The 22,646-nt window shown below is 68.0% G+C and carries 22 protein-coding genes; 18 read left to right on the top strand and 4 right to left on the bottom strand.

What is annotated here, in order from left to right; genetic code table 11:
* The first annotated feature begins 332 nt into the window (after positions 1-332).
* A complete protein-coding gene (dmpI, locus tag H4281_RS15045; RefSeq protein WP_182891497.1) occupies positions 333-521 on the top strand; it encodes a 4-oxalocrotonate tautomerase DmpI in 189 nt (62 codons plus the stop codon).
* 88 nt (positions 522-609) lie between these two features.
* The gene (locus H4281_RS15040; protein WP_182891496.1) at positions 610-2,187 is read left to right on the top strand and encodes an MFS transporter; all 1,578 of its coding nucleotides are present in this window, start codon (positions 610-612) and stop codon (positions 2,185-2,187) included.
* An 85-nt stretch (positions 2,188-2,272) separates the two neighbouring features.
* On the opposite strand, the gene H4281_RS15035 is transcribed toward H4281_RS15040, so the two are convergent.
* Positions 2,273-2,929: a response regulator transcription factor gene (locus H4281_RS15035; protein WP_182891495.1), complete on the bottom strand. Its 657-nt coding sequence runs from the start codon at positions 2,927-2,929 to the stop codon at positions 2,273-2,275.
* A gap of 318 nt (positions 2,930-3,247) precedes the next feature.
* On the opposite strand from H4281_RS15035, the gene H4281_RS15030 reads away from it, so the two are divergent.
* The 11 genes from H4281_RS15030 to H4281_RS14980 all read left to right on the top strand — a co-directional run bounded on the left by H4281_RS15030 (position 3,248) and on the right by H4281_RS14980 (position 14,581).
* Complete coding sequence (locus tag H4281_RS15030; protein ID WP_182891494.1) at positions 3,248-4,000, top strand: SDR family oxidoreductase; 753 nt, start codon at positions 3,248-3,250, stop codon at positions 3,998-4,000.
* Positions 3,997-5,016, top strand: coding sequence for a phosphotransferase family protein (locus H4281_RS15025; protein WP_182891493.1), 1,020 nt, complete (start codon positions 3,997-3,999; stop codon positions 5,014-5,016). The genes H4281_RS15030 and H4281_RS15025 overlap by 4 nt, the downstream gene beginning before the upstream one ends.
* 19 nt (positions 5,017-5,035) lie before the next feature.
* Complete coding sequence (locus H4281_RS15020) at positions 5,036-5,491, top strand: nuclear transport factor 2 family protein (protein ID WP_182891492.1); 456 nt, start codon at positions 5,036-5,038, stop codon at positions 5,489-5,491.
* Positions 5,492-5,647: 156 nt separating this feature from the next.
* The gene (locus H4281_RS15015; RefSeq protein WP_182891491.1) at positions 5,648-6,913 is read left to right on the top strand and encodes a beta-ketoacyl-[acyl-carrier-protein] synthase family protein; all 1,266 of its coding nucleotides are present in this window, start codon (positions 5,648-5,650) and stop codon (positions 6,911-6,913) included.
* Positions 6,910-8,616 (top strand): CoA-transferase, encoded by a 1,707-nt coding sequence (locus H4281_RS15010; RefSeq protein WP_220507183.1) that lies wholly within the window; start codon positions 6,910-6,912, stop codon positions 8,614-8,616. The genes H4281_RS15015 and H4281_RS15010 overlap by 4 nt, the downstream gene beginning before the upstream one ends.
* On the top strand, positions 8,600-9,610 hold the full coding sequence (locus H4281_RS15005) for a ketoacyl-ACP synthase III (protein ID WP_182891490.1): 1,011 nt from the start codon (positions 8,600-8,602) through the stop codon (positions 9,608-9,610). The genes H4281_RS15010 and H4281_RS15005 overlap by 17 nt, the downstream gene beginning before the upstream one ends.
* Positions 9,611-9,621: 11 nt before the next feature.
* Positions 9,622-11,106, top strand: coding sequence for an FAD-dependent monooxygenase (locus H4281_RS15000; RefSeq protein WP_182891489.1), 1,485 nt, complete (start codon positions 9,622-9,624; stop codon positions 11,104-11,106).
* Positions 11,107-11,122: 16 nt separating this feature from the next.
* Positions 11,123-11,791, top strand: coding sequence for an HAD family hydrolase (locus H4281_RS14995; protein ID WP_220507182.1), 669 nt, complete (start codon positions 11,123-11,125; stop codon positions 11,789-11,791).
* A gap of 16 nt (positions 11,792-11,807) precedes the next feature.
* A complete protein-coding gene (locus H4281_RS14990) occupies positions 11,808-12,788 on the top strand; it encodes an AfsA-related hotdog domain-containing protein (RefSeq protein ID WP_182891488.1) in 981 nt (326 codons plus the stop codon).
* Entirely contained in the window at positions 12,785-13,807 is a 1,023-nt protein-coding gene (locus H4281_RS14985) for a ketoacyl-ACP synthase III family protein (protein WP_182891487.1), read from the top strand. Before H4281_RS14990 ends, H4281_RS14985 begins: the two co-directional genes overlap by 4 nt.
* On the top strand, positions 13,808-14,581 hold the full coding sequence (locus H4281_RS14980; RefSeq protein WP_182891486.1) for an SDR family NAD(P)-dependent oxidoreductase: 774 nt from the start codon (positions 13,808-13,810) through the stop codon (positions 14,579-14,581).
* A 92-nt stretch (positions 14,582-14,673) separates the two neighbouring features.
* Here the strand turns inward: H4281_RS14980 and H4281_RS14975 are convergent, their stop codons facing one another.
* A complete protein-coding gene (locus tag H4281_RS14975; protein ID WP_182891485.1) occupies positions 14,674-15,882 on the bottom strand; it encodes an acyl-CoA dehydrogenase family protein in 1,209 nt (402 codons plus the stop codon).
* A gap of 117 nt (positions 15,883-15,999) precedes the next feature.
* Complete coding sequence (locus H4281_RS14970; RefSeq protein ID WP_182891484.1) at positions 16,000-16,920, bottom strand: zinc-binding dehydrogenase; 921 nt, start codon at positions 16,918-16,920, stop codon at positions 16,000-16,002.
* 214 nt (positions 16,921-17,134) lie between these two features.
* On the opposite strand from H4281_RS14970, the gene H4281_RS14965 reads away from it, so the two are divergent.
* From H4281_RS14965 to H4281_RS14945, 5 genes are all read left to right on the top strand, one after another.
* On the top strand, positions 17,135-17,548 hold the full coding sequence (locus H4281_RS14965; RefSeq protein ID WP_182891483.1) for a winged helix-turn-helix transcriptional regulator: 414 nt from the start codon (positions 17,135-17,137) through the stop codon (positions 17,546-17,548).
* Between the two features lie 161 nt (positions 17,549-17,709).
* Positions 17,710-19,254 carry a sensor histidine kinase gene (locus H4281_RS14960; RefSeq protein WP_182891482.1) on the top strand — a complete coding sequence of 515 codons (1,545 nt, stop codon included), beginning with the start codon at positions 17,710-17,712 and terminating at the stop codon, positions 19,252-19,254.
* Positions 19,247-19,924, top strand: coding sequence for a response regulator (locus H4281_RS14955; protein WP_182891481.1), 678 nt, complete (start codon positions 19,247-19,249; stop codon positions 19,922-19,924). Before H4281_RS14960 ends, H4281_RS14955 begins: the two co-directional genes overlap by 8 nt.
* A 48-nt stretch (positions 19,925-19,972) precedes the next feature.
* A complete protein-coding gene (locus tag H4281_RS14950) occupies positions 19,973-20,830 on the top strand; it encodes an amidase family protein (RefSeq protein ID WP_312872117.1) in 858 nt (285 codons plus the stop codon).
* A complete protein-coding gene (locus tag H4281_RS14945; protein ID WP_182891479.1) occupies positions 20,827-21,657 on the top strand; it encodes an LLM class F420-dependent oxidoreductase in 831 nt (276 codons plus the stop codon). Before H4281_RS14950 ends, H4281_RS14945 begins: the two co-directional genes overlap by 4 nt.
* 84 nt (positions 21,658-21,741) lie before the next feature.
* Here H4281_RS14945 and H4281_RS14940 read toward each other — a convergent pair whose 3' ends face one another.
* On the bottom strand, positions 21,742-22,500 hold the full coding sequence (locus tag H4281_RS14940; protein ID WP_220507181.1) for a glycoside hydrolase family 75 protein: 759 nt from the start codon (positions 22,498-22,500) through the stop codon (positions 21,742-21,744).
* Positions 22,501-22,646 lie beyond the last annotated feature (146 nt).

Here is a 22,646-nt window from a genome sequence, read left to right as displayed (position 1 = left end):
GCAATTGCCTTGGGATTGTGGGAGGCGCCAAAGAATATTGTTTCGCGACACAATCGGACGGGTTCGCCGTGGGCCAACTGGTGCGTGCGGCTAGCCGGCATCCGACGGGACGCTCGCGCAAAACTGAACGGGATGCGATCTTCACCCTTGGGGCCCAGCCGCGCGAGTAGCATAGGAACCGCTCCGGCACCGAGCCGGTCACTTTCCGCCCGTTGGTTACCTCAAGGTGGCCTAGCCACTGTCAGGTGCCGTCTTCCTGGGGCGGGCTCCGATGAGCATCATGGATCCGTCCCCGATTCGAGGGATGACAATCCGCAACTGGAGGAGTGGCGATGCCGGTCGTGACGGTCCTGCAAGGACCTCGTGATGTCCAGCTCAAACGTGATCTCATCAGCAAGATCACGGACGCTTTCGTGGACGCGTACGGCATTCCGGCCGACACTGTGCAGGTGTGGTTCAACGAGGTGCCCGCGGACAGCTGGGGTGCCGCCGGCAAGCTGATCGCCGACACTCCGAAGTAGGCCGGGTTCCAGAGGCGAGGGAGCCGGCGGACTCGAATTCCGGCTCCCCCGCATTCTTTTCCTATTCTGGTTGACGAGGGGATTTCTCGTGTCCACGAATTCCGATTCGGGCACCGCCGTGAAGCGTCCGGGACTCGGGCTGTTCGTCATCGCGGTGGCCTGTGTTCTGCTGCCGGTGTCGCTCGCCGGGCCTTCCGTCGCTTTGCCGGAAATCGGTGAATATCTGCATGCGGACCTTACTTCGGTCCAATGGGTGATCAACGGCTACGACCTCACCTTCGCCGCCTTCATGCTCGCCAGCGGAAGCCTCGGCGACCTGGTGGGCAGGCGCCGGGTGTTCCGGATCGGCATGGCCGTGTTCGCAGGTGCGCTGCTGATCTCGGCCGTCGCGCCGAACATGCTGATCCTCGACCTCGCCCGCAGCGTCGCCGGAATCGGTGCGGCCGGCGTGCTCACGTGCGGAGTGGCGAGCCTTGCCGCGATGTTCGAAGATCCAGCGGCCCGGGCGAAGGCCTTCGGCGTGTTCGGCACCTCGGTCGGGGCCGGACTCGCGTTCGGCCCCTTCGTCTGCGGAACGCTGAACACCCAGTTCGGCTGGCGAGCGGTGTTCTATGTGCCCGCGCTGATCGGGATCCTTTTGCTGCTCGCCAGTTCCACGATCGGCGAGTCCAGGAACCCGCGCGCGGGCAAGATCGACTGGGCAGGCACGACGACGTTCACGCTGGCGTTGTTCGCGTTGATCCTCGGTTTGCTGGAGGGACCTCAGCTCGGCTGGGGCAGTGGGCTCGTGCTGGGCTGCCTGATCGCCGCGGTGGTGCTGCTGGGGTTGTTCGGCGTGGTCGAACGGCGCGTCGCGGATCCGATGTTCGACCTGTCGCTGCTGCTCCAGCGCCGCTATGCCGCGCTGTGCCTGGCTGTCCTCGCACTGGTCTTCGGGTTCACGCCGCTGCTGGTCTACCTGCCCGCGTACTACAGCGCGGTGGACGGGCTGAGCGCCGCGCAGGCGGGCCTGGTGCTCATGATGCTGACCGTGCCCACGCTCGTCTTGCCGCTGGTGACCGGTTACCTGGCGAAATGGGTTTCGGTCCGCGTCCTGGTGCTCACCACCGTCGTGCTGACCGGAGCCGGCGTCGCCTGGCTGACCGTCATCCATCCGGGAGCCGGTGCGCTGGCCGTGCTCGGGCCGTACCTGGTCGTCGGGATCGGGATCGGCATCTCGTTCGGGGTGATGGACGGGGCCGCGGTGAGCGCGGTCGACCCAGCTCGCGTCGGCATGGCCGCGGGAATGTTCAACACGGTCCGCCTCGGCGGCGAGGCGACCGGCATCGCCGTGGTCGGAGCCATGCTCGCGGGCGTCACCGGGGCGAAGATCGCGGGGCGGACCGGCGGTTTCGACACGCGTTATCGCGCACAGGAACTGGCGAACATGGTCAACCAGGGCGACATGGCGACGGCGACGAGTTCGGTTTCGCCGAGCGCCCGGCCTGCTTTCCAGGAGCTGCTCAGCGGCGCCTACACCAACGCGCTGCACATCGTTCTCTGGTCGCTTGCCGGTCTCTGCGCGCTTGCCGCGCTGATCCTGCTGGTCCTCGACCGCCCGGACAAGGCGGCGTCGACAGCGGGAGAAGGCGTTCCGGCCGGCGACCCGGCAGAAGCGCCCGCGTAACCGGTCGAAACGAAAGCCGGTCTCGGACCACTGCTCCCCGGTGGTCCGAGACCGGCTTTCGTTTCCCGGCAAGAAACCGGAGAGATCAGCAGACTCCGGCCGGAACAAGGCGATGGACAACATCGTGGTACTGCGCGCCGAAAGGGCTCGCGAACAACTCGGCCCTGCTGGCGAAGCCGAGCTTTTGCAGGGTCGAACTGACGTAGTTCTTCACCGTCTGCTTGGCCAGGTGCAGGCGGGCGGCGATCTCGTCGTTGGAGAAACGCAGCAGGACCAGCGAAAGCACCTCGCGCTCGCGGCTGGTCAAGTTCGCCATGGCCGATACCGCGGTCAGCGTTTCCCCCTCCTGGCGGCGGCCGGTCGCCCCTCCGCCGACAAACCAGATCGGCTGCCGGGCCTCGATCATCGTCGTGATCGCGACGACGACGACATCCGGGTTCGCACTTCGATGCACGAAGCTGTCCGCACCGCTGGAGACGCAATCCGCCACGATCTCCGGCGTGGTCACGCTGGACAGCACCAGCACCCTCGGCGGCTGCGGAACGCGCTTGATCTGGCGGCACAGCCTTATTCCGTCGTGGCGACCGGTCAAGTCGACATCTGTCACGACGATGTCGACGCGGCGCGCGGCGCATTTGGCGAGTGCCGTCTCCAAATCGCCGGCATGCTCCACGAAACCGGCTACCCCGCTTGCCGAGAGTAATCCGTCGAGCGCGTCGCGCAGCAACGGAAACGGATCCACCACCAGGATTCTCGGCCCGGCGGCGCTCTTCCTGTCGTGGACAGTCTCCCCCATGAGCATTCCCCCTCGTTCGGCGAACAGGGCGTACCTCGTCCTGAGCCTGAAGATAGACGGCTCGGAGGACGTTCCGGGTTTGTGTTCATATTGACGGAGCCGGCGCTTCGCGGAACATTCGATCCGGTACCCGCGGTACTCGTTGCGCGGCCGATTCCGGACGTGCGGTACGGCGGTGTCGCGCCTGCGCGTCGTTAGAGTCGGCCAGGTGCCGGAGATCGGCAATTCACCCAGCACTCAATTCGGATTCGGGGTCGAGGACGGATGAACCGGTTTGCCGGCCAGGTAGCCATCGTGACCGGAGCGAGTCGCGGCATCGGCATGGCAGTCGCGCGACGGCTGGCGAGAGAAGGAGCGGTCGTCTGCGCGACCGCTCGCAAGGCCGGGCAACTGGCCGCGGCCGTGTCGAGTATCGGGCCGCCGGGAAAGGCAATCGGCATCGCGGGCAATGCGGCCGAACCCGGGCACCAGGACGAAGTGGTCGCCAGGGTGATGGCCGAGTTCGGGCGCATCGACGTGCTCGTGAACAACTCCGCTGCGAACCCCGCGTTCGGGCCGGTGCTGGAACTCGAAGACGCGACGCTGCGGAAGGTGCTCGACACCAACCTGGTCGGCCCGCTCGGCTGGATCCGCAAAGTCGTCGCTGCTTGGCAAGGCGACAACGGCGGCACCGTGGTCAATGTCGCCGCCGTGGCCGGTCTGCGGCCGGTCCCGGGCATCGGAGGCTACGGCGCGAGCAAAGCCGCACTGATCCGCCTCACCGAACAGCTCGCAACCGAACTCGCGCCCACCGTGCGCGTGAATGCGGTCGCCCCGGGCGTGATCCGGACCCGATTCGCACAACGGCTGTACGAAGGCCGGGAGGCCGAGGCGGCCGCGGGCTATCCGTTGCAGCGCCTCGGCGAACCGGACGACGTCGCGGGGTTGGTCGCGTACCTGGCCTCGGCGGAGGCGTCCTGGGTGACCGGGCAGACGGTGGTCGTCGACGGCGGCCTGACCCTCGTCGCGAACGCGTGAGAACCGCGACGGACGCGCTCGACACCGGCCGGTTGATTCAGTGGCTGGCCGGGCCTGCGCCCGACTTCGATCCGTCCACGGCGTCGGTAAGCCTCATCTCCGGCGGCCGGTCCAACCTGACCTTCGAAGTCACTGACGGCAAGTGCGCACTGGTGGTGCGGAGGCCGCCGCTGGGCCACGTCCACGCGGCCGCGCACGACATGCGCAGGGAGTTCCGCGCCATGGTCGCGCTCGCCAAGACCGGCGTGCCGGTGCCTGAGGTGATCGGATATTGCGACGACCGATCAGTCCTCGGTGCGCCCTTCCTCGTCATGCGCAAGTCGCCGGGACGGATCTACCGGACCGACGACGACCTCGGCGAACTCGATCGCGTGCAGGGCACGCTCATCGCGCACGCACTGGTCGACACGCTGGCGAACCTGCATTCGGCGCCCTGGGCCAGCATCGGCCTTGCCGATTTCGGCCGCTCCTCCGGATATCTCGACCGCCAGCTCCGGCGCTGGGCCGCCCAGCTGGCCGGAGCGCGCGAACGCCCGCTGCCTGGCATCGACCGGTTGGCGGACCTGCTTGCCGAACACCGTCCGGCACCTCGTCCTAGCGTGCTTGTGCACGGTGACTATCGCCTCGACAACGTGCTGATCGGCACCGGCGGCGAAATCACCGCGGTGCTCGACTGGGAAATGTCCACGATCGGCGACCCGCTCGCCGACGTCGGCACGTTCTGCATGTATTGGGACGGCTTCGCCGACCTCGGCCTGTCCGTGCCGTGCTCTCCCGGTGTCCGCCACGGCTGGCCGGCGCGAGAGGAATTAGCACGCCGTTACACGGCCCGGTCCGGGAACTCGCTGTCCGACCTCGGATGGTACGTCGCGTTCGGCTATTACCGGATCGCCGTGATCCTCGAAGGCGTGCACGCGCGCCATCGGCGCGGGCTCACCGCGGGATCGGGATTCGACGGGGTCGGCGACGCCGTGCCGCAGATCGTGGCCCGCGGCCTCGAGGCCTGGGCCGAATGACATCGACAAGGGAGGAAGAATGGAACTGACTGTCGATCGGGTGGGCCTCGCGTTCGAGGCGCTCGCCTCGGGCGACCGGGGCAAGATGCTCGAATACTGGGACGAGAACGTCCGGTTCGAGATACCCGGGAACCACGGACACGCGGGCTGGTACGAAGGACTTGACGAGTTCCTCGGTTTTCTTGCCACGGTTGGCGAGTATTCCGCGGGAACGTACCGCGCGGAAAATGTGACGGTGCTGGTCAATCCGGACTCCGGCTATTCCGTGGACATCAACAAGAATTGGGCCGTCCGGGCGGGCGCGGACCACGACAGCACGTCTCCGTACGACAAGCTCGACGTCGACGCGCTCCACGTGCTTCGCTGGCGCGACGGGAAGATCGTCGAAGGGCGCGGAGTGCTGATGGGGGACGGCGGCACCACTTCCGCGCTGTGGTGGTCGCCGATCCGGGCTGACGGCACCCGGGCGCACTGAAATTCGCACATGTTTCCGTTGATCGGCCGCTGCCCGAACCGGCAGCGGCCGATGTTCTTTTCGGCTGCCTTTCCGAGTACGCCGAGTACTGATTACCAAGGGATCGAGTACCGGTTGTCCTGCGGTTTTCCGGCGTGGCACGGATAGCGTGGCAGCATGGTTGATTCAGATACCGTCGTGGTCACCGGAATCGGCGTCATGCTCCCTCATACGACAGATGTCGCCGAGTTCTGGGACAACATCGCCGGCGGCCGGTCGCAGGTCGGCAGGCTGACCAGGTTCGAACCCGGCGCCGCAGACCTGCCGGTGCGCGTCGCCGCGGAGATCGGGTCCTTCGACCACCACCGCTACCTGCCGGAACTGGCGGACGCGCACGCCGCCAAGTACTCGCGCGACGTGCTCATCACCATGTCCGCCGCCGCCGAGGCACGGCGGGACGCGGTCCTGGCAAGGGGCGACGTCGATCCGCGGCGGCTGAGCGTTGTGTTCTCCTCGTCCAGGGGGCCGCTCGGGTGGTGGCAACAGGCCATCCTCGGCGAGGATCCCGCCGCGTTCTCCGACAAAGGAGCCATGTTCCGCGGGCTGCCCGGCTCCCCGGCCAGTCTTTCAGCGATCTACCTCGGCGCGCAGGGATTGGTGACGACGATCAGCAACGCCTGCGTCGGCGGGCACCAGGCGATCGGCACGGCAGTGCGCGAACTGCGGAGCGGCACCAGCGACGTGGTGCTCGCCGGCGGGCACGAATTCCCGATCCTGCCCGAGGTGGCCAAATGCTACCTGGCGTTGGGCAAAGGGGTGCTGTCCGAAGAGGAAACCGACCCGGCCAACGCCGTACGCCCCTACAGCGCCGACCGCAACGGTTTCGCATTAGGCGAAGGCGCCGTCGTCCTGGTGCTGGAGCGGCTTTCGCACGCCGAGAGACGCGGGGCCACTCCGTACGCGACGGTGCTCGGCCACAAGTCGTTCAACGAGGCGGACCATCCGACCACAATGGACCTGAGCGGCAAGGTGACCGCAGGCGTCGTGCACGATCTCCTCGCCGAGGCGGGTCGTAAACCGGACGAGGTCGGCTACTTCTGTGCGCACGGCACCGCGACCCGTTACAACGATCTCGCGGAAAGCCGGGCGCTGCGGGCCCTCTATCCGGGCCGGCGGGTTTCCGAGTTGCCGCCGATCAGCTCGAACAAGCCGATCTACGGGCACACGTTCGGCGTCGCCGGCATCATCAACGCCGCGGCCACCAGCCTGATGCTGCGCCACGGCCGCATCGCGCCGACGATCAACCTGCGCCGCCCCGATCCCGAGTGCGACCACGACCACGTGGCTGAGGGAAGCCGCGCGGTCGACGCCGATCTCGCGGTGTCCATGTCATTCGCGTTCGGCAGCCAGACCTCGATGCTCGCGTTGGGAGCGCTGTCGTGAACCCGGTCATCGCGTCCGATGTGGACGACCTGGTCCGCCGGTTCGTGCGCCCCGGCGAACATCTGCACCTCGCGGCAACGCAGTCCCGGCCGAACGCGCTGACCTACGCGCTGTGCCGCCAGTTCGGGGCGGCGGGCCGGTTCACGATCAGCACGACCGCGATCCACACCAGTGCGCACGCGCTGACGATCGCCGGGGCTGTGCGCAAGGTGATCGCGGGCTTCGTCGGGGACACCTATCCTTCCCCCCGGCCGAATCCGCTCTACCGCGACCTTTCCGAGGGCACGCCGTTCGACTTCGAAGCGTGGTCGCTGCTCAGCTACGTGCAGCGGCTGATGGCCGGGGCGATGGGGCTGCCCTACGCGGTCACCGGATCGCTGGCCGGCACCGACCTCGCCGAAGGCAAGGGCTCCGACCTGCACCGAATCCCCGATCCAGCCGACCCGCGGCGGCAGCTCACGCTGGTGAGCGCGCTTCGGCCCGATCTCACCCTCGTCCATGGCGCCTGCGCGGACGAGGCCGGGAACGTGGTGCTGTTCCCGCCTCTCGGCGAAGGGCAGTACGCCGCCTACGCGGCCCGCCGAGGCGTGCTCGCGTCGGTCGAGCGAATTGTCTCCAGCGAGGAAATGGCCAGCCTTGCCGACCGGGTGATCGTTCCCGGCCAGCGGGTGCTGGGCCTGTGCGAAGCGCCGATGGGCGCGCATCCGCAGTCGCTGCGAGCCGCCGAGGCCCCGGGCGTCTCCGGCTATCTCGAGGATTACGAGTTCATCGAGGACATCGTGGACCGGTGCGCGGCGGAGGAACGCGGCCGGGACTGGTACCGGGAGTGGGTGCTCGACGTGGGCTCGCACGACGGTTACCTCGACAAGCTCGGTTCCGCACGACGTACCGCACTGCGCTGGGACGGATCCGCGCTTCCGAGCGCCGCGACGGACCTCCGCGAGCCCGCGAGCACCCAGGAACGGGTCATCGTGCTCGGCGCGCGGGCGGTCGCCGATCGCGTGCGTTCGGGCGGATACGACACGCTTCTCGCCGGCATCGGAGCCTCGCACATGGCCGCGTGGCTTGCCGCCGAACTGCTGCGCCGGGAGGGCTGCCCGGTCAAGATCGCCTCGGAACTCGGCGCGTACGGGTTCACGCCCGAACCGGGCGACGTATTCCTGTTCAGCCTCCGGCATGCCGAGCGGGCGGAAGGGCTCGGCGGAATCGCCGAAATCCTCGGCGGCATGGTCTCGGCGAATCCTCGGGCGCTCGGCGTGCTCGGCGCGGCCGAAATCGACCGGTACGGCACGATCAACACCAGCCGTTCGGCGAGCGGCCGCTGGCTCACCGGCTCCGGCGGCGCCAACGACATCGCTTCGAGCACCGACTGCGTGGTCGTGGCGCAGGCTTCCCCGCGCCGGTTCGTGCCGAAAGTGAGCTACCGCACCAGCCCCGGCGATCGAGTGGTCGAAGTGGCCAGCCAATTCGGCAGGTTCACCCGATCCGAGAGCACCGGAGAGTTCCGGCTGACGAATGTGCTCACCAGCGAACCGGCCGGCAACCCGATCGCGCTGGCGAAAGTCGCCGCCGAACTCGTCGCCCAGAACACCGGCTGGGCCGCCGCCGACCTGCCGCTGGGCGAAACGGCGGTGGAGGAACCGATCACCGGCGAGGAACTCGCCTTACTGCGCACGCTCGACCCCGATGGCCGTTACCGCTGACCCGCACCTGTCTCAGGAGGAAACGCTCATGTACGCACACGCGTCCCCGGCTTGGACCGGCTCAGGACTGAGCTTCACCGGTCTCGGCCATTACTACCCGCGCACAGTCGTCCGGCACCACGACGGGATCGAGGTCGCCGGGCGCACGTATCACCAGGAAGAAATCGACGAGCTGGGCGTGCACAGCCTGCACCGCGCGGAGGAAGACGAGACGGTCGAGTTCATGGCGGCGCGGGCCGCGACCGCCGCGCTGGGCAAGGCAGGCCGTGAACCGGGCGAGATCGACTTGCTGGTGCTCGCGAACTGGACCGACCGGCAATGGATCCCGGAACTGGCTCCCGCCGTGGCCGCCTCGATCGGGGCGGCGGAAGCGCTCGCCTTCGACGTTTGCGGCGCCTGCACCGGTTTCGTGCACGCGGTGCAGATCGCTTCCGCGATGCTCACCGCCGATCCGTCCGCCCGGCGCGCGGTCGTGGTGGCCGCCGACCGGTTCACCCGCAGGGCCCGGATCGGCACGCGCGGGCAGCTGGTGTTCGGCGATGCGGCCGGGGCGGTCGTCCTCGAGAAGGGCGATCCCGAAACCGGCGGGCTCCGTGATTCGATCCTGGCCTGCGACGCGAGCGAGGCGGACACCGTTGCCGCCCGCGACGGCTGGCTGCGGCCGAAGCCCGAGCTGATCGACCTCGCCGTGCGTTCCAGCCTGTCGGTCGCCGAACGCTTGCTGGAACGCAACCAGCTCAAGGTTTCCGACATTCAGTGGCTGGTGCCCCATCCGGGCAACAACGCCATCCACACCGGGGTGCGCGACGGCCTCGACCTGCCCGGGGAAAAGTTCGTCACCAACTTCGCGGACCGCGGCAACACGGGCTGTGCGTCGATCCCGATCGCGCTGTCCGAATACACCGAAAGCGGGCGGTTGCGGCCGGGCGATCTGGTGCTGTCCACCGCCGTCGGCTCGGGGTGGTACTACGGCGGGCTGCTCTACCAGCTGTGAAGGAGCGACGGATGACCGTGCTGATCGTCGGGGCCGGTCCGGTCGGACTGGTGCTGGCTTGCGAACTGCTGCGTCGCGATGTCGACGTCCGGGTGATCGACCGCTCCCGGACGCCGGTCGCGCAGTCCAAGGCGATCATCGTCTGGCCGCGGACCCTGGAACTGCTTGCGGGTACCGGAATCGCCGCGGAAATGGTCCGCAGCGGACACCGGCTCGACGGCGTGCGGTTCCACGCGGACGGTTCGGTGCTGGGTTCGGTCACCGTGGCCGACCTGCCGGACAGCAGGTTCAACCACGTGCTGATGCTCCCGCAATGGGAGACCGAACGGATCTTGCAGGACCGTTTCGCCGAGCTCGGCGGGAAAATCGAATGGGGCGTCGAACTGGTTCGGACGACCATGGGCACGGACGGAGCGGAGACCGTGCTGGCCGGCCAGGACGGCCGCGAAGAAACGACCACGGCTTCCTGGCTGGTCGGCGCGGACGGCGCGCACAGCACCGTCCGCAAGGCGCTCGGTGTCGGGTACGCCGTGCACACCCCGAACCTGACGTTTGCCATCGCGGACGCCCCGGTCACCGGGCCGATCGACGACCGGTACCTGCATTATTGCTATTCCGCGAAAGGAGCGCTCGGCATCGGCCCGCTCGGCGACGGCGTGTTCCGTTTCGCCGTGAGCGCCAAGGAAGGACAGCGAGCGAACCGCGAGTTGTTCCAGTCCGCGCTCGACGAACGCGCCGGAGGCATGGGGACCGTAGGCGAACCCCTCTGGAGCGCGTTGTTCCAGGTGCGATGCGCCACGGCGGAGCGATTCCGCTCCGGGCGGGCGTTCCTGGTCGGGGACGCCGCGCATGTGGTGAGCCCGGCAGGAGGGCAAGGCCTCAACGCTGGCATCCACGACGCGGTGAACCTCGGCTGGAAGCTGGCCGGCGTGATCAACGGCCTGCTGGCCGAGCGCGTGCTGGACACCTACCACGCGGAGCGGCACGAGGGGGTGCGCCGGGTCAGTGCGGTAACCGACCGGCAGACCCGATGGGGACTGCTCGTCGAGCCGAGGAAGGCATTGGCTCGCAACGTTCTGGTCAGAGCTGCCGCTGCGTCCGGGATCCTGCAGCGCTTCGGAGCCCCGTTGTTCAGCGGGACGGAAGCAACCTGCCGTCCGCGGCGGTTCGCCTGGGCAGCACTGCGCTATCCCGCGGTGCGGGTGGGCGGGCGGCTGCCGTTCCTTGCCGAGGAATGCGGCGCCGGGCCCAGCTCGCTGCCCATGCTCGTGCTCAGCCCCGGATCCGGGTGGAGCGCGATCCGCCGGGCGCTGCCGGCCGACCTCGTCGTGCACCGGCTCGGCCGGAATCCGCGAACCGCCGACGGCAGGCTGGTCGCTTTGCTCGGCCGCCGTCCGGTGGCGCTGCTCGTGCGTCCGGACGGCTACGTCCTCGCCAAGACGACCGGGGATCGCCCCGGCCCGTTGCTGCGCGCCCTGACCACGATTCGCCGATGAAAACTGGAGGAGATCGATGATGGAGACCGGAAACGGCCATACGCCGGAAATCGCGGTCTGGACCGACTTCGGCGGCGTGCTGACGCCGCCGGTCGCGGAGACGTTCCGCACCTTCGAACAACGTTTCGGCGTTCCTCGGCACGCGTTGCAGGAAGCCATGGCCGCGGTCGGCCGGGCCTACGGCACCGACGCGATGGGCCCGCTCGACATCCCGCTGGTCGACGAAGCGACGTGGGCCAAGGAGGTCGAGCAGGTGCTCGCCGACGAGTACGGCCTGGTCGCCGACCTCTCCGATTTCGGAGCCGGGTGGTTCGAAGGCCGTCCTCCCAATCATTCCTGGGTCGCCTGCCTGCGCATCCTGCGACGGCGCGGGGTGTTCGTCGGCATGCTGTCCAACATGCCGCCCGCGTGGGAGCCGCTCTGGCGGCGGATGGTCTCGGAGAGCGAGTTCGACGCCGTAGTGGTCTCGCATTTGGCGGGCAGCCGCAAACCGCAGCGGGAGATCTTCGAACTCGCCGCTCGAACCGCCGGGCTTCCGGGCGAACGATGCGTTCTCGTGGACGATCTCGAGCGCAACTGCGAAGGCGCGCGGGCCGCGGGGTGGCGCGCGGTGTGCTTCGCGAATGCCGCGCAGGCCGCGGAGGAACTCCAGCCGCTGATCACCGGTGCCACCGCCCGTTCCTGATTTCTCGAGGAGACCCATGACCACGCCCACCGCGCTGGAGCCGCTCGGCACCGCCGCCACGATCGATCGGAAGCTGGTCCACCGGACCGCGCTCGAAGAGGTCTTCCTGACCGGCTTCCGATCCCTGCCCGACGGCCGGTTCGCGGGCTCGGCCCGGCTGCCGCGCGCGCACCGGTACTACAACGACCACACCAATCACCCGGCGGTGCACGACCCCGTCGCGATTTTCGAATGCGTGCGCCAGATGCTGCTGTGCGCACTGCACCTGCACCATGACGCGCCTGCCGGGATGAAGGCCATCACGGCGGCTTGCCGGATGGACCTGACCGACCCGCTGGCGCTCAAGCTCGACAAGGGTTACGACCTCGATCTCCTCGGCACGGTCGCGATGCACAAGGAACGGGAGGGCGTCACTGTTCGTGTGCTGCACGAAGTCGAGGTTCGTCTCGGCTCGACGGTGCTCGGCACGATCGCCGTCGACACCGCGCAGAAGGACGAGCAGCGCTATCAGGACCTGCGCATGGCGTTCCGCGACACGAAGCCGCCTATGTCCGACGACCTTCTCGCGAGCGAACCGCTGTCGCGGGTGCCGCCCTATCTCGTCGGCAGGCAGGAGCGGGACAATGTGCTGCTGCTCGGCCCCGAGGTGAGGGACGGGACGCTGACCGGACGACTGCGCGTTCCGGTTTCGCACCCCGGCATGTTCGACCACCCGCAGGACCATGTGCCAGGCCCGGTGATGATGGAGGCGGCTCGCCAGGCGGGCACGCTGCTGGCAGGCGAACTCTTCGGGCAGGCATCGAGCAAGACTGTCCTGGTCGGACTCGACGCGGCTTACACCCGCTTCGCCGAACTCGACTCGGACATCCTGATCACCGCGACAGCGGGTTCGGGGGCGACCGAGCCGATCGCCGTGCGGTTCCTCCAGGAGGGGGAACCGGTCGCCGAGATGACAATCAGGATGGCAAACACCGTCGAGTATCGCCCCGCGTCATGAAGTATCCGGAATCGCTGTATCTCAGCAACCCGGCGGTGTATCTCGGCGAACGCGTTATGTCGGCAGAAGAAGCGGTGGCCGCCGGCTCCATCACCGGGCCGTCCGCGCGGAAGTACGGCTACGCCGAACTCCGCACGAGTGATCTCGCCCCCTGCGACATGGCCGTTCTCGCCGCGCACACGACGTTGACGGGTTCTTCCGCGGATCCGCTCGACCTCGGCGAGGTCCTCCATGCCTGGACTTACTTCCAGGGCCACGATTTCTGGTCGCCCGCGCACTACGTCGCGGCACGGATCGGCGCGGAGAACGCGGTGCCGATCGGCATCCAGCAAATGTGCAACGGCGGCATGGCGGCCGTCGACGCGGCCGCCGGGCACCTGCTTGCGGACCCGGCGGCAGGCCCGGCCTTGATCACCACGGGGGATCGGTTCGCTCCGCCGGGTTTCGACCGCTGGGGCAGCGATCTCGGCGTCTGCTACGGCGACGGCGCGACCGCTGTGGTGCTCGACCGCGTCCCGCGCGGCCGGGCTGTGCGGTTGCTCGCCGTGGAAACAGTGGCGGCGGCGCGGCTGGAAGCCATGCATCGCGGCAATCGGCCGTTCAGTCCCGTGCCGCGGGGCGGAACGGAAGTGCTGCGACCCGCGTTGACGAAGCGGCAGTTCGCGGCCGGGCCGTTGGCGGCGGACCTGGCCAAGGCGGCCTATTCGGCGATCGCCACAGCGCTCGGCACCGCTCTGGCAGCCGCGTCGGTCTCGCCTGACGATCCGCGACTCGCCGGGGTCGCGCTGCCAAGGCTCTCCCGCAACGGGCTCGACGAGGTGTACCGGCCGGTCGTCGAAGACAGCTGTTCAGCTCCGGTGCTGGACCTCGGAAGCCGCACCGGCCACCTCGGTGCGGGCGACGCGATGGCGAACCTGACCGACCTGCTGGCCGGGAACCCGGCTCCGGGTTCGGTGTTCGTGCTGATCAGCGCGGGTGCCGGCTTCACGTGGAGCACAGCCGTCGCGGAGGTGGTCTAGATGCGGCAAGCGGCGGAGCCGAATGAGCTGTTTTCCCTGGACGGGCTGGTCGGGATCGTGACCGGCGCGTCCAGCGGCCTCGGAGCAAGAGCGGCCGGGGTGCTGTGCCGGGCCGGCGCGCGGGTCGTGCTGGCGGCACGCCGCCGGGAGAGGCTGGAACAGGTCGCGCGGGATTGCCCCGGCAGCTTGGCGGTGCCGTGCGACGTGCTTTCCGCCGAGCAGCGGGCGCAACTGGTCGACACCGCGGTCGAGCGGTTCGGCCGGGTTGACATCCTCGTGAACAGCGCGGGAGCCGCCCGGGTGGCTCCCGCGCTCGAACAGGGAGTCGACGAGTTCGCCGAGGCGGTCTCGCTGAATCTCACCGCACCGTTCGCCTTGTGCCGTGAGGTGGCTCCGCACATGATCGCCGCGGGCGGAGGCGTCGTGGTCAATATCGCCTCGGTGTACGGGCTCGTGGCCAGCGGAAGCCTTCCCCAAGCCGGATACGCGGGCAGCAAGGGCGGGGTCGTGAATCTGACCCGCGAACTCGCGGCTCAGTGGGCGAGTGCCGGGATCCGGGTGAATGCGCTGTGCCCCGGCTGGTTCTACTCGGAGATGACAGCGTCGATGATCGACGACGAGAAAGGCCGCGCGTGGATCGAGCGGCGCACTCCGATGCGCCGGGTCGGCGAGCCCGGAGAACTCGACGGCGCGCTGCTCTTTCTGGCGAGCGCCGCGAGTTCTTACGTGACCGGCGTGGCATTGCCGGTGGACGGCGGCTACACGGCGGTGTGAGCACGAAGCCGCGGACGTCCGGGAGGAAGCAGATGCGGCCAACGCGCTGAAGGATGCCTTCAGCGCGTTGGCCGTCGTTGCCCGGTCCGGGTTCAGCGGTAGCGGGCGAGTTCTCGCCGAGCCAGCGAACGCCGGTGCACTTCGTCCGGCCCGTCCGCGAACCGCAACGTCCGGGTGTGTGCCCACAGCTCCGCCAACGGGAAATCCTGGCTTACCCCGGCGGCGCCGTGTACCTGGATCGCCTTGTCCACCACCCATTCCGCCATGCGCGGGGTCACGATCTTGATGGACTGGATCTCGGTGCGGGCGCCCTTGTTGCCGACTGTGTCCATCAGCCACGCGGTCTTCAGCACCAGCAGTCGCGCCTGGTCGATCCTGACCCGTGCTTCGGCGATCCATTCGCCGACAACACCTTGTTCGGCCAGCGGGCCGCCGAACGCCGAACGCCGCCATGCTCGTGTGCACATCAGGTCGAATGCCCGCTCCGCCATCCCGATCAAACGCATGGCGTGGTGGACGCGGCCGGGCCCCAACCTGGCTTGCGCGACGGCGAATCCCGCTCCCGGCTCGCCGAGCAGGTTCTCGCTCGGCACCCGGACGTCGGTGAACTCGATCTCCGCGTGCCCGCCGTGCGCGCCATGGTCATAGCCGAACAGAGTCATGCCGCGGACGACCCGGACTCCCGGAGCGTCGCGCGGGATCAGGATCACGCTGTGCCGGCGATGGCGCGGCGCGTCCGGAAAGGTCTCGCCCATGACGACCAGCAGGGCACAGTCCGGGCTCAAGGCCCCTGACGACCACCACTTCCGGCCGTTGACGACGTAATGGTCGCCGTCCGGCTCGATCCGGGTGGCGATGTTCGTGGCGTCGGAGGAGGCGACGTCCGGTTCGGTCATGCAGAAAGCGGAGCGGATCTCGCCGTTCAGCAACGGCGTGAGCCATCGCGCGCGCTGAGGTCCGGTGCCTGCCAGCGCCAGCAGTTCCATGTTGCCGGTGTCCGGCGCCGAGCAGTTGAGCGCTTCAGGGGCGAGACCCGGACTGCGCCCGGTGATCTCGGCGAGCGGGGCGTACTGGAGATTTGTCAGGCCCGCACCGGATTCGTGCCTCGGCAGGAACAGATTCCACAGCCCGCGCTCGCGGGCGAGTTTCTTCAGTTCGTCGACCACCGGCGGACGGGCCCATGGCTCGTCCGGATCCCGTTGTGCGGCGAAAATCCGCTCAGCGGGGTAGACATGTTCCTCCATGAACCCGGTCAACCGCCGGCAAAACTCCTCGGTGATGCCGTCCATCGCGAAATCCATTGCCGTCCTTTCCTCGCAATCCTTGCCCAAAACGGTAATTTGGCAAACACGCGACGGGAAATGACGACGGGTACCGAAAATCGCCCGGAACAGTACCTCAGGTACCGTTCCGGGCCTTCACGCCCCGATCCGGAGGACGGCTTTGCCGCGGATCCGACGTTCACGCAAATCGGTCAGAACGGCGGAAGCGTCCGCCCAATCGGCAATCCGGCCGATCTCCGGGTGCAGCCGCCCGGTTTTCACCAGGCGGACGAGCGCGGCGAGATCCGCGCCGTCTGGCGTGTCACTGTCGGCGTAGTGGAAGTGCCGGATGACGCCTGATTCGGGGCCGGGAAAGAACTCGAAAAAGCTGAACGTCGACGGCTGCCGACTCGCCTGCCCGAACCAGATGAACGTCCCCCGTTTGACGAGCTTCCGCAGCGCTTGCGGCGCGGAGGCGTCTCCCACGGATTCGAGCACGATGTCGAACGGGCCTCGCGCGTCGGCGACGTCGTGCACGACCTCGGCTCCGAGCTCGGCCAGCCGCGTTCCGCGCTCGGCGGTGGCGCTGACGGCGGTGATCTCGGCTCCCGAGGAATAGGCCAGCTCCGTGAAGTAGTGGCCGACTCCCCCGGAGGCGCCAGTGATCAAGATCCGTTTGCCTGCCACGCTTCCGGCCGCGCGCAGCAGCCGGATCGCGGTGAGACCGGCGAGCGGGAGCGCGGCCGCCGTCTCCGAGCCGACGCCGTCCGGCAGCTCCGCGAGGGCGGACGTGGCTACCGCGACCCGTTCGGCCCAGCCGCCCAGCGGTGGATGCGCCACGACGCGGGTGCCCGCCGCCGGCCCAGAGCCGTCCGCGGCCGCGGCCAGGACGCGCCCTGCGACGTCCTTGCCGGGGCGCAACCCCTCGCGCGGCCGCAGCAGCAAAAACATCTCGCCGCGGTTGACCGAGAACGCCTCGACAGCGATCACCGCCTGGTCCGGCCGAGGCTCGGGCTCCCCCACTTCGCCGAATTTCACGAGCTTGTCGTCCTGCCAGGTGGGCAGCAATGCTTTCACGTCGTCAACTCCCTGAAGATGGCTGCGGGTCAACCCGCGGCCAGGCTAGGAATCACTGCCCGGAGCGGAAAGACAGCACTTTCGGGTGCCTTGGGAACCCCGGGGAAACCCAGCCGGTCAGCTCTTCCGAGCATTTTCCCGCCGGTGATGCGGATCACACCTGGTTGCCGCGAAGCGGGACACCGCCACCACGGCGTTTGCTAGCATCGCCACTATGTCGGACCATGGCGTGCTCCGCTGGAACATGATGAAGTCGGCCTGCCCCACCCGGCAGGTGCTTGACCGGATCGCGAACAAATGGACCATGCTCGTGATCATGTCCCTCGAGGACAAAACGCTGCGCTTCTCCGAATTGCGGAGCCGAATTGAGGGCGTGTCGCAGAAAATGCTGACACAGACCCTTCGAGGCATGGAATCCGACGGTTTTGTGCTCCGGACCGTGTATCCGACGGTCCCGGTGACAGTCGAGTACTCGCTGACCGACCTCGGCGAGAGCCTCGCGAAGACAGTCGACGTCCTGCGGGGTTGGGCGTACGGTCACATGTCGGCCATCGAAGACGCCAGGAAAGAATACCTGGCGCGCACGGAAACCCTGCCTTCCGAAGCGCAGATGCGCGACGCTGGCTAATCCGCGATACCCGGGGGGATCGAACAGTGATCGCACGACAAGTTCCTACGATCGGTCGCGCCCGCACGGCTCGCCCGGACTGAGGCCGGGCCGTGCTGCCCGGCAGACCTCGCCGCACCTGGAGCGTGGCGAAGCAGTTGCTGGTACTTCAAGCGGTGCTTATGGCTGTCCTCGTCGCGAGCGGCGCCCTTCTGGTGTATCTCGACGAGTCTGGGAACCAGGAACGCGCCGCCACGGACACCGTGACCGCGCTCGCGGTCGAACTCGCCGGCCGGCCTGACGTCCAGGCGGGCTTCACCCTCGCGAATCCCGCCGGCGCGCTGCAGCCGCTGGCCGAACGCGTCCGAGCAGAGACGCACGTCGACTTCATCACGATCATGAATACGGACGGAGTTCGGTACAGCCACCCGAATCCGCAACAAATCGGGCAGCATTACCTGGGCAACACGGAGCAAGCGCGCGCGGGCCGGGTCTTTTCCGAGACCTACACGGGGACTCTCGGCAGATCGGTGCGCACGGTCGCCCCGGTTTTCGATGCGGAACGCACCGAGATCGGCATGATTTCGGTCGGCATCACGGTCCAGGCGATCGGCGCGCGGCTACAGCAGCGGCTCAGCCTGCTGGTCGGAACGGCGCTGCTGGTGCTCGGTGTCGGGATGACAGGCACCTGCCTGGTCACGGCCCGGCTGGGCAGGCACACCCGCGGCGTTTCTCCCGGAGATTTGTCCCGCATGTTCGATTACTACGAATCAACCCTGCACGCATTCCGGGAAGGACTGCTTCTGATCGACCGGGAGGGCCGGATCACGTTGTGCAACAACGCGGCCAGGGAACTGCTGGGAATCGGCGAGGAATCCCCTGCGACCGTGAGCGGCCTGAAAGTGCCCGAGGAGTTCTCCGCGGCCATGACGGACGGACGGACGAGGACGGACGAGGTGCACGTGACCGGTCAGCGCATCCTGGTGATCAACACGTCTCCGGTCTGTTCCAGGGGCGACGCGATGGGCACCGTGGTGACGTTGCGAGACCGGACCGAATTGCTGGAGCTGACGGACGAACTGAACTCCGCCCGCCGCATCGCCGACGCCCTGCGCGCATATGCGCACGAAGCCGCGAATCGTTTGCACACAGTGGTTTCCCTGGTCGAACTGGGACGTCCGGAACAAGCTGTCGAGTTCGCGACCACGGATATCACCACGGCTCAGGAGCTCGCGGACCGCATCCTCGAAGCAATGGCCGAGCCGGTGCTGGCCGCGCTGCTGCTCGGCAAGTCCGCGGAAGCGCATGAGCGCGGCGTCGCGTTGGCCATCAGCGAGGACACGGAATGGGACGGGCACTGCACCGTCGAACCGGGCGATCTGGTCACAGTGCTCGGCAATCTCATCGACAACGCGGTGGACGCGGCGTCGGCCAATGCCGGCTCGAGCACGCGCAAGCCGACAGTGACGGTGACCGTGCGGGCCTCGGGCGAGGAACTGATGATCCGGGTCGCTGACACCGGTGCCGGCGTGGACCCGGAATCCCTGCCCCAGCTGAGCTATCGCGGGTGGAGCACCAAGACCGTGAGCCGTGCGGGCGGCCGCGGGCTCGGTCTCGCATTGATCGGGCAGGTCGTGTTGCGCTATCGCGGGCACATCGAAGTCGCCAGGGACGACGGCGCGGTGTTCACTGTCCGGCTTCCGTTGCGCAGGTGCCTGGATGATTGACGTGCTGGTGGTCGAAGACGACCTGGCCGCACAAGAGATCCACGCCCAGGAGGCCCGCAAGGTTCCAGGGTTCCGGGTCGTCGGCGTGGCCGGTACCGCCCGAGACGCCCTGCGGTTCTGCGAGCAGCACCACGTCGACGTGATTCTGCTCGACTTCCGCCTGCCCGACGCGGACGGACTGAGCGTCTGCCAGGCCCTGCGCGCGGAGAACAAGCACATCGACGTCATCGCCGTGACGTCAGTCCGCGACCTCGCGACCGTGCGCGCGGCGGTCTCGCACGGGGTCGTGCAGTATCTGCTCAAGCCGTTCAGGCCGGCTTCCTTGCGCAACAAGCTGGCCAGCTACGCCGAGTTCCGCAGACAGGCGACCCGGCCGGGCGAGGTGACCGGCCAGGCCGAAGTGGACGCGATTCTGGGGACGTTGCGCAAGCCGGCGGCGACCACGCTGCCGAAGGGAATGAACGTCGACACGCTGAGCGCCGTGGTAGCTGTGGTGAAAGCGAATCCGGAGGGCTTGTCGGCGGCTTCCGCGGCAGCAGCCGCCGGGGTGTCCAGGGTGACGGCACGACGTTATCTGGAGCACCTCGTCGAGCAGCATGCGGTGGAACGAAGACATCGATACGGGAAGGTCGGCAGACCGGAGGTGATGTTCTACCCGTCGTCGAGGTAAGCGCTCCCGTTCCCCTGAAACTTGCGTGGTGCCAGCGCAGGGCACAGCGTGAGCGCAAGCAGTGCGGCCGGTTCGGTCCGCATCCCGGCCGCTTTCTGCGGGGTGGTGGGTTTCAAGCCCACACACGGGCGCATCCCGATGCACCCGCCCAGCGTCCTGGGCACCCTGGCGCACGCTGGACCGATGGCCCGTTCGGTCGCCGACGTCGCCGCGCTGACCGACCTCCTGGCTGCCCGGGACCACCGCGATCCCTCCTGGACACCGACGATCGGCGAGCCGGCGGACCCCGTCCGGATCGCGTTCTCGCCGGCGCTGGGTCGCGTGGACGTGCAGCCGGAGATCGCGTCACTTGTCGCGGACACCGTCGCCGCTTTGGCTGAGGCGGGCTTGCCCGTCGAGGAAGCCGATCCTGATTTCCCGGACCCCGCACGCGCATTCGACGTACTGTGGTCCGTCGGCGTCGCGCACATCGTCCGGCGCTACGGCGGCACGGAACCGCTCGATCCAGGGCTGCAAAGGTTGATCGAACGAGGCGCTCGGCATTCGACGGCCGACTATCTCGACGCGCAAAGCGAACTCGCCGCACTCGGCGTCGCCATGGGGGAATTCCACACCCGGTTCGACGTCCTGATCACGCCGGCCGTGCCGATCAAACCCTTCGCCGCGGGTTACGACGTGCCACCGGGCAGCGGACTGACCGACTGGCCACAGTGGACTCCGTTCACCTACCCGTTCAACATGTCGCGGCAACCCGCCCTGAGTGTCCCGGTTGGACTCACCTCGCGGGGCCTTCCGGCCGGCGTCCAGATTGCCGGGGCCCGGCACGCGGACTCGACAGTGCTCGCGGTCGGCGCTCTGATCGAGAAATTGCGACCCGCGCTCAGCTATCCGCAGGAGGACGCATGAAGTTCGGCGTCAACACTTTCGTCACCGACGAGAGCATCCGCCCGGACGCATTGGGCCGCGCCCTGGAGGAGCGCGGTTTCGAAACGCTTCTCGTCACCGAGCACTCGCACATCCCGGTCAAGCGGGAGACGCCCTGGTCCGGCGGCGGCGAACTGCCGCGCGAGTACTACCGCACCTACGATCCGTTCGTCGCCCTCGCCATCGCTTCCGCGGCAACGACCACGCTCACCCTCGGCACCGCTGTCGCCTTGCTGGCCCAGCGCGATGTGTTCCAGACCGCCAAGGAGGTCGCGACGCTCGACGTCCTGTCCGGCGGCCGAGTCCTCTTCGGAGTGGGAGTCGGCTGGAACCGCGAAGAAATGCGCAACCACGGCGTCGAACCGCGCCGTCGCGGTCCGCTGCTGAACGAGAAAATCGCCGCGCTCAAAGCGATCTGGACCGCCGACGAGGCCGAATTCCACGGCGAGCACATCGACTTCGACCCGGTCTGCTCGTGGCCGAAACCCGTGCAACGCCCGCATCCGCCCGTCGCGATCGGCGGCGAAAGCCCGGCCGCGCTCGACCGGCTCGTCCGCTACGGCGACGAATGGCTGCCCCGCGCCAAAACCCCGGTCGAGGACCTGCGCCGCGTCGTGTCTTGGCTCGCCGGCCAGGGCCGGGCCGACATCCGCGTAACCCTCTGCGGAGCGACCGGCGACTCCGATCTCGCCGCCTACGCCGAGTCCGGAGTGGACCGGGTGACCTTCACCCTGCCGCCCCTGCCGGACCGGGAAACGCGGCAATACCTGGACAAACTGGAGGACCACATCGAACGCCAGACGCGCTGAGGCCGAGGCAATGTCCGTGAAGGGCCCCTTGAGGGAATCCGATTCCCTCAAGGGGCCCTTCACGGACCTTACGGAGCGCCGAGATCAGATGCCCATGCTCGCACCGAGGCTGTCCAGCGCCTTGGTGACCATGCCCTGGGCAGTGGCGTTCAGGGTGGAGTTCGTGCCGTTCACGACCCAGTCCGAACCGGAGAAGATCACCACGGTCACGCCGTTGTCGACGCCGCCGTCAGTGCCGCTGCTGTTCATGCCGAGCAGCGAAGCCGCCTTCACCGACGCCTCGCCCAATTCGCGCGAGTCGTTGTCCGAAGTGTCCTGGTCGTTCGCGGTCTGCGTGTCGCCGAAGATCGCGCCGATCACCTTGCCCTGGTAGAACATCAGCGCGAACTGACGGCCCTTGATGCCGTGTTCCTTGTAGAAGAAATGCGGGCAGGGGCTCTTCTTGTCGTAGCAGTCGTCGCCGAGGACGTAGAACGGCACGTGGTGCGCGCCGAGCGACTTTCCGTTGCTGTCCTTGAAAGTCGTCGAACCCTGGTGGTCGGGATCGGGGTCGGGGTCGCTGCCGTCGGTGTCGACGGCCAGCCCGGAACCGTAGGCGTAGACGCCCTTCGCCACCTGGTAGACGTTGACGTTCTTGGCCCGCGTCATGGTGTTGATGTGCGGTTTGGAATTGACCTTGTTCGCGTCCGTGCTGTTCTTCTTGACGCCGGCCAGCACCTGCGCGGCCGTATAGGACTTTGCGGCGGCATCAGCGGTTTCCGCGTGCGCGGAGTTGACCGCGAGCGGCACGGCGAGCGCCAGAGCGGCGCCGACCACCGCGAAACGCCTACGGGAGGATGACATGACCGGGCGACCTCCAGCCTTCATTAGGAAAACTTCCTAACATAGTGAACCATCCGTGACCGGTCCATGTCACGAGGTGACCCGGAGAAAATCGGCGGCGGCCCCCTGGTGCTGGGAATCCACGCGGGACAGGTGCCGCTGACCGG

It is taken from the genome of Amycolatopsis dendrobii (assembly GCF_014145675.1).
Lineage (GTDB): Bacteria > Actinomycetota > Actinomycetes > Mycobacteriales > Pseudonocardiaceae > Amycolatopsis > Amycolatopsis dendrobii.
Note: the sequence above shows the minus strand (reverse complement) of the source record. Positions and strands in the feature narration are given on the sequence as shown.

Excerpts from the sequence above, each read along its gene's own strand:
- dmpI (WP_182891497.1), top strand. The coding sequence starts at position 333 with ATGCCGGTCGTGACGGTCCTGCAAGGACCTCGTGATGTCCAGCTCAAA.
- H4281_RS15030 (WP_182891494.1), top strand. The coding sequence starts at position 3,248 with ATGAACCGGTTTGCCGGCCAGGTAGCCATCGTGACCGGAGCGAGTCGC.
- H4281_RS15020 (WP_182891492.1), top strand. The coding sequence starts at position 5,036 with ATGGAACTGACTGTCGATCGGGTGGGCCTCGCGTTCGAGGCGCTCGCC.
- H4281_RS15015 (WP_182891491.1), top strand. The coding sequence starts at position 5,648 with ATGGTTGATTCAGATACCGTCGTGGTCACCGGAATCGGCGTCATGCTC.
- H4281_RS15005 (WP_182891490.1), top strand. The coding sequence starts at position 8,600 with ATGGCCGTTACCGCTGACCCGCACCTGTCTCAGGAGGAAACGCTCATG.
- H4281_RS15000 (WP_182891489.1), top strand. The coding sequence starts at position 9,622 with ATGACCGTGCTGATCGTCGGGGCCGGTCCGGTCGGACTGGTGCTGGCT.
- H4281_RS14995 (WP_220507182.1), top strand. The coding sequence starts at position 11,123 with ATGATGGAGACCGGAAACGGCCATACGCCGGAAATCGCGGTCTGGACC.
- H4281_RS14990 (WP_182891488.1), top strand. The coding sequence starts at position 11,808 with ATGACCACGCCCACCGCGCTGGAGCCGCTCGGCACCGCCGCCACGATC.
- H4281_RS14985 (WP_182891487.1), top strand. The coding sequence starts at position 12,785 with ATGAAGTATCCGGAATCGCTGTATCTCAGCAACCCGGCGGTGTATCTC.
- H4281_RS14980 (WP_182891486.1), top strand. The coding sequence starts at position 13,808 with ATGCGGCAAGCGGCGGAGCCGAATGAGCTGTTTTCCCTGGACGGGCTG.
- H4281_RS14975 (WP_182891485.1), bottom strand. The coding sequence starts at position 15,882 with ATGGATTTCGCGATGGACGGCATCACCGAGGAGTTTTGCCGGCGGTTG.
- H4281_RS14965 (WP_182891483.1), top strand. The coding sequence starts at position 17,135 with ATGTCGGACCATGGCGTGCTCCGCTGGAACATGATGAAGTCGGCCTGC.
- H4281_RS14960 (WP_182891482.1), top strand. The coding sequence starts at position 17,710 with ATGGCTGTCCTCGTCGCGAGCGGCGCCCTTCTGGTGTATCTCGACGAG.
- H4281_RS14955 (WP_182891481.1), top strand. The coding sequence starts at position 19,247 with ATGATTGACGTGCTGGTGGTCGAAGACGACCTGGCCGCACAAGAGATC.
- H4281_RS14945 (WP_182891479.1), top strand. The coding sequence starts at position 20,827 with ATGAAGTTCGGCGTCAACACTTTCGTCACCGACGAGAGCATCCGCCCG.
- H4281_RS14940 (WP_220507181.1), bottom strand. The coding sequence starts at position 22,500 with ATGTCATCCTCCCGTAGGCGTTTCGCGGTGGTCGGCGCCGCTCTGGCG.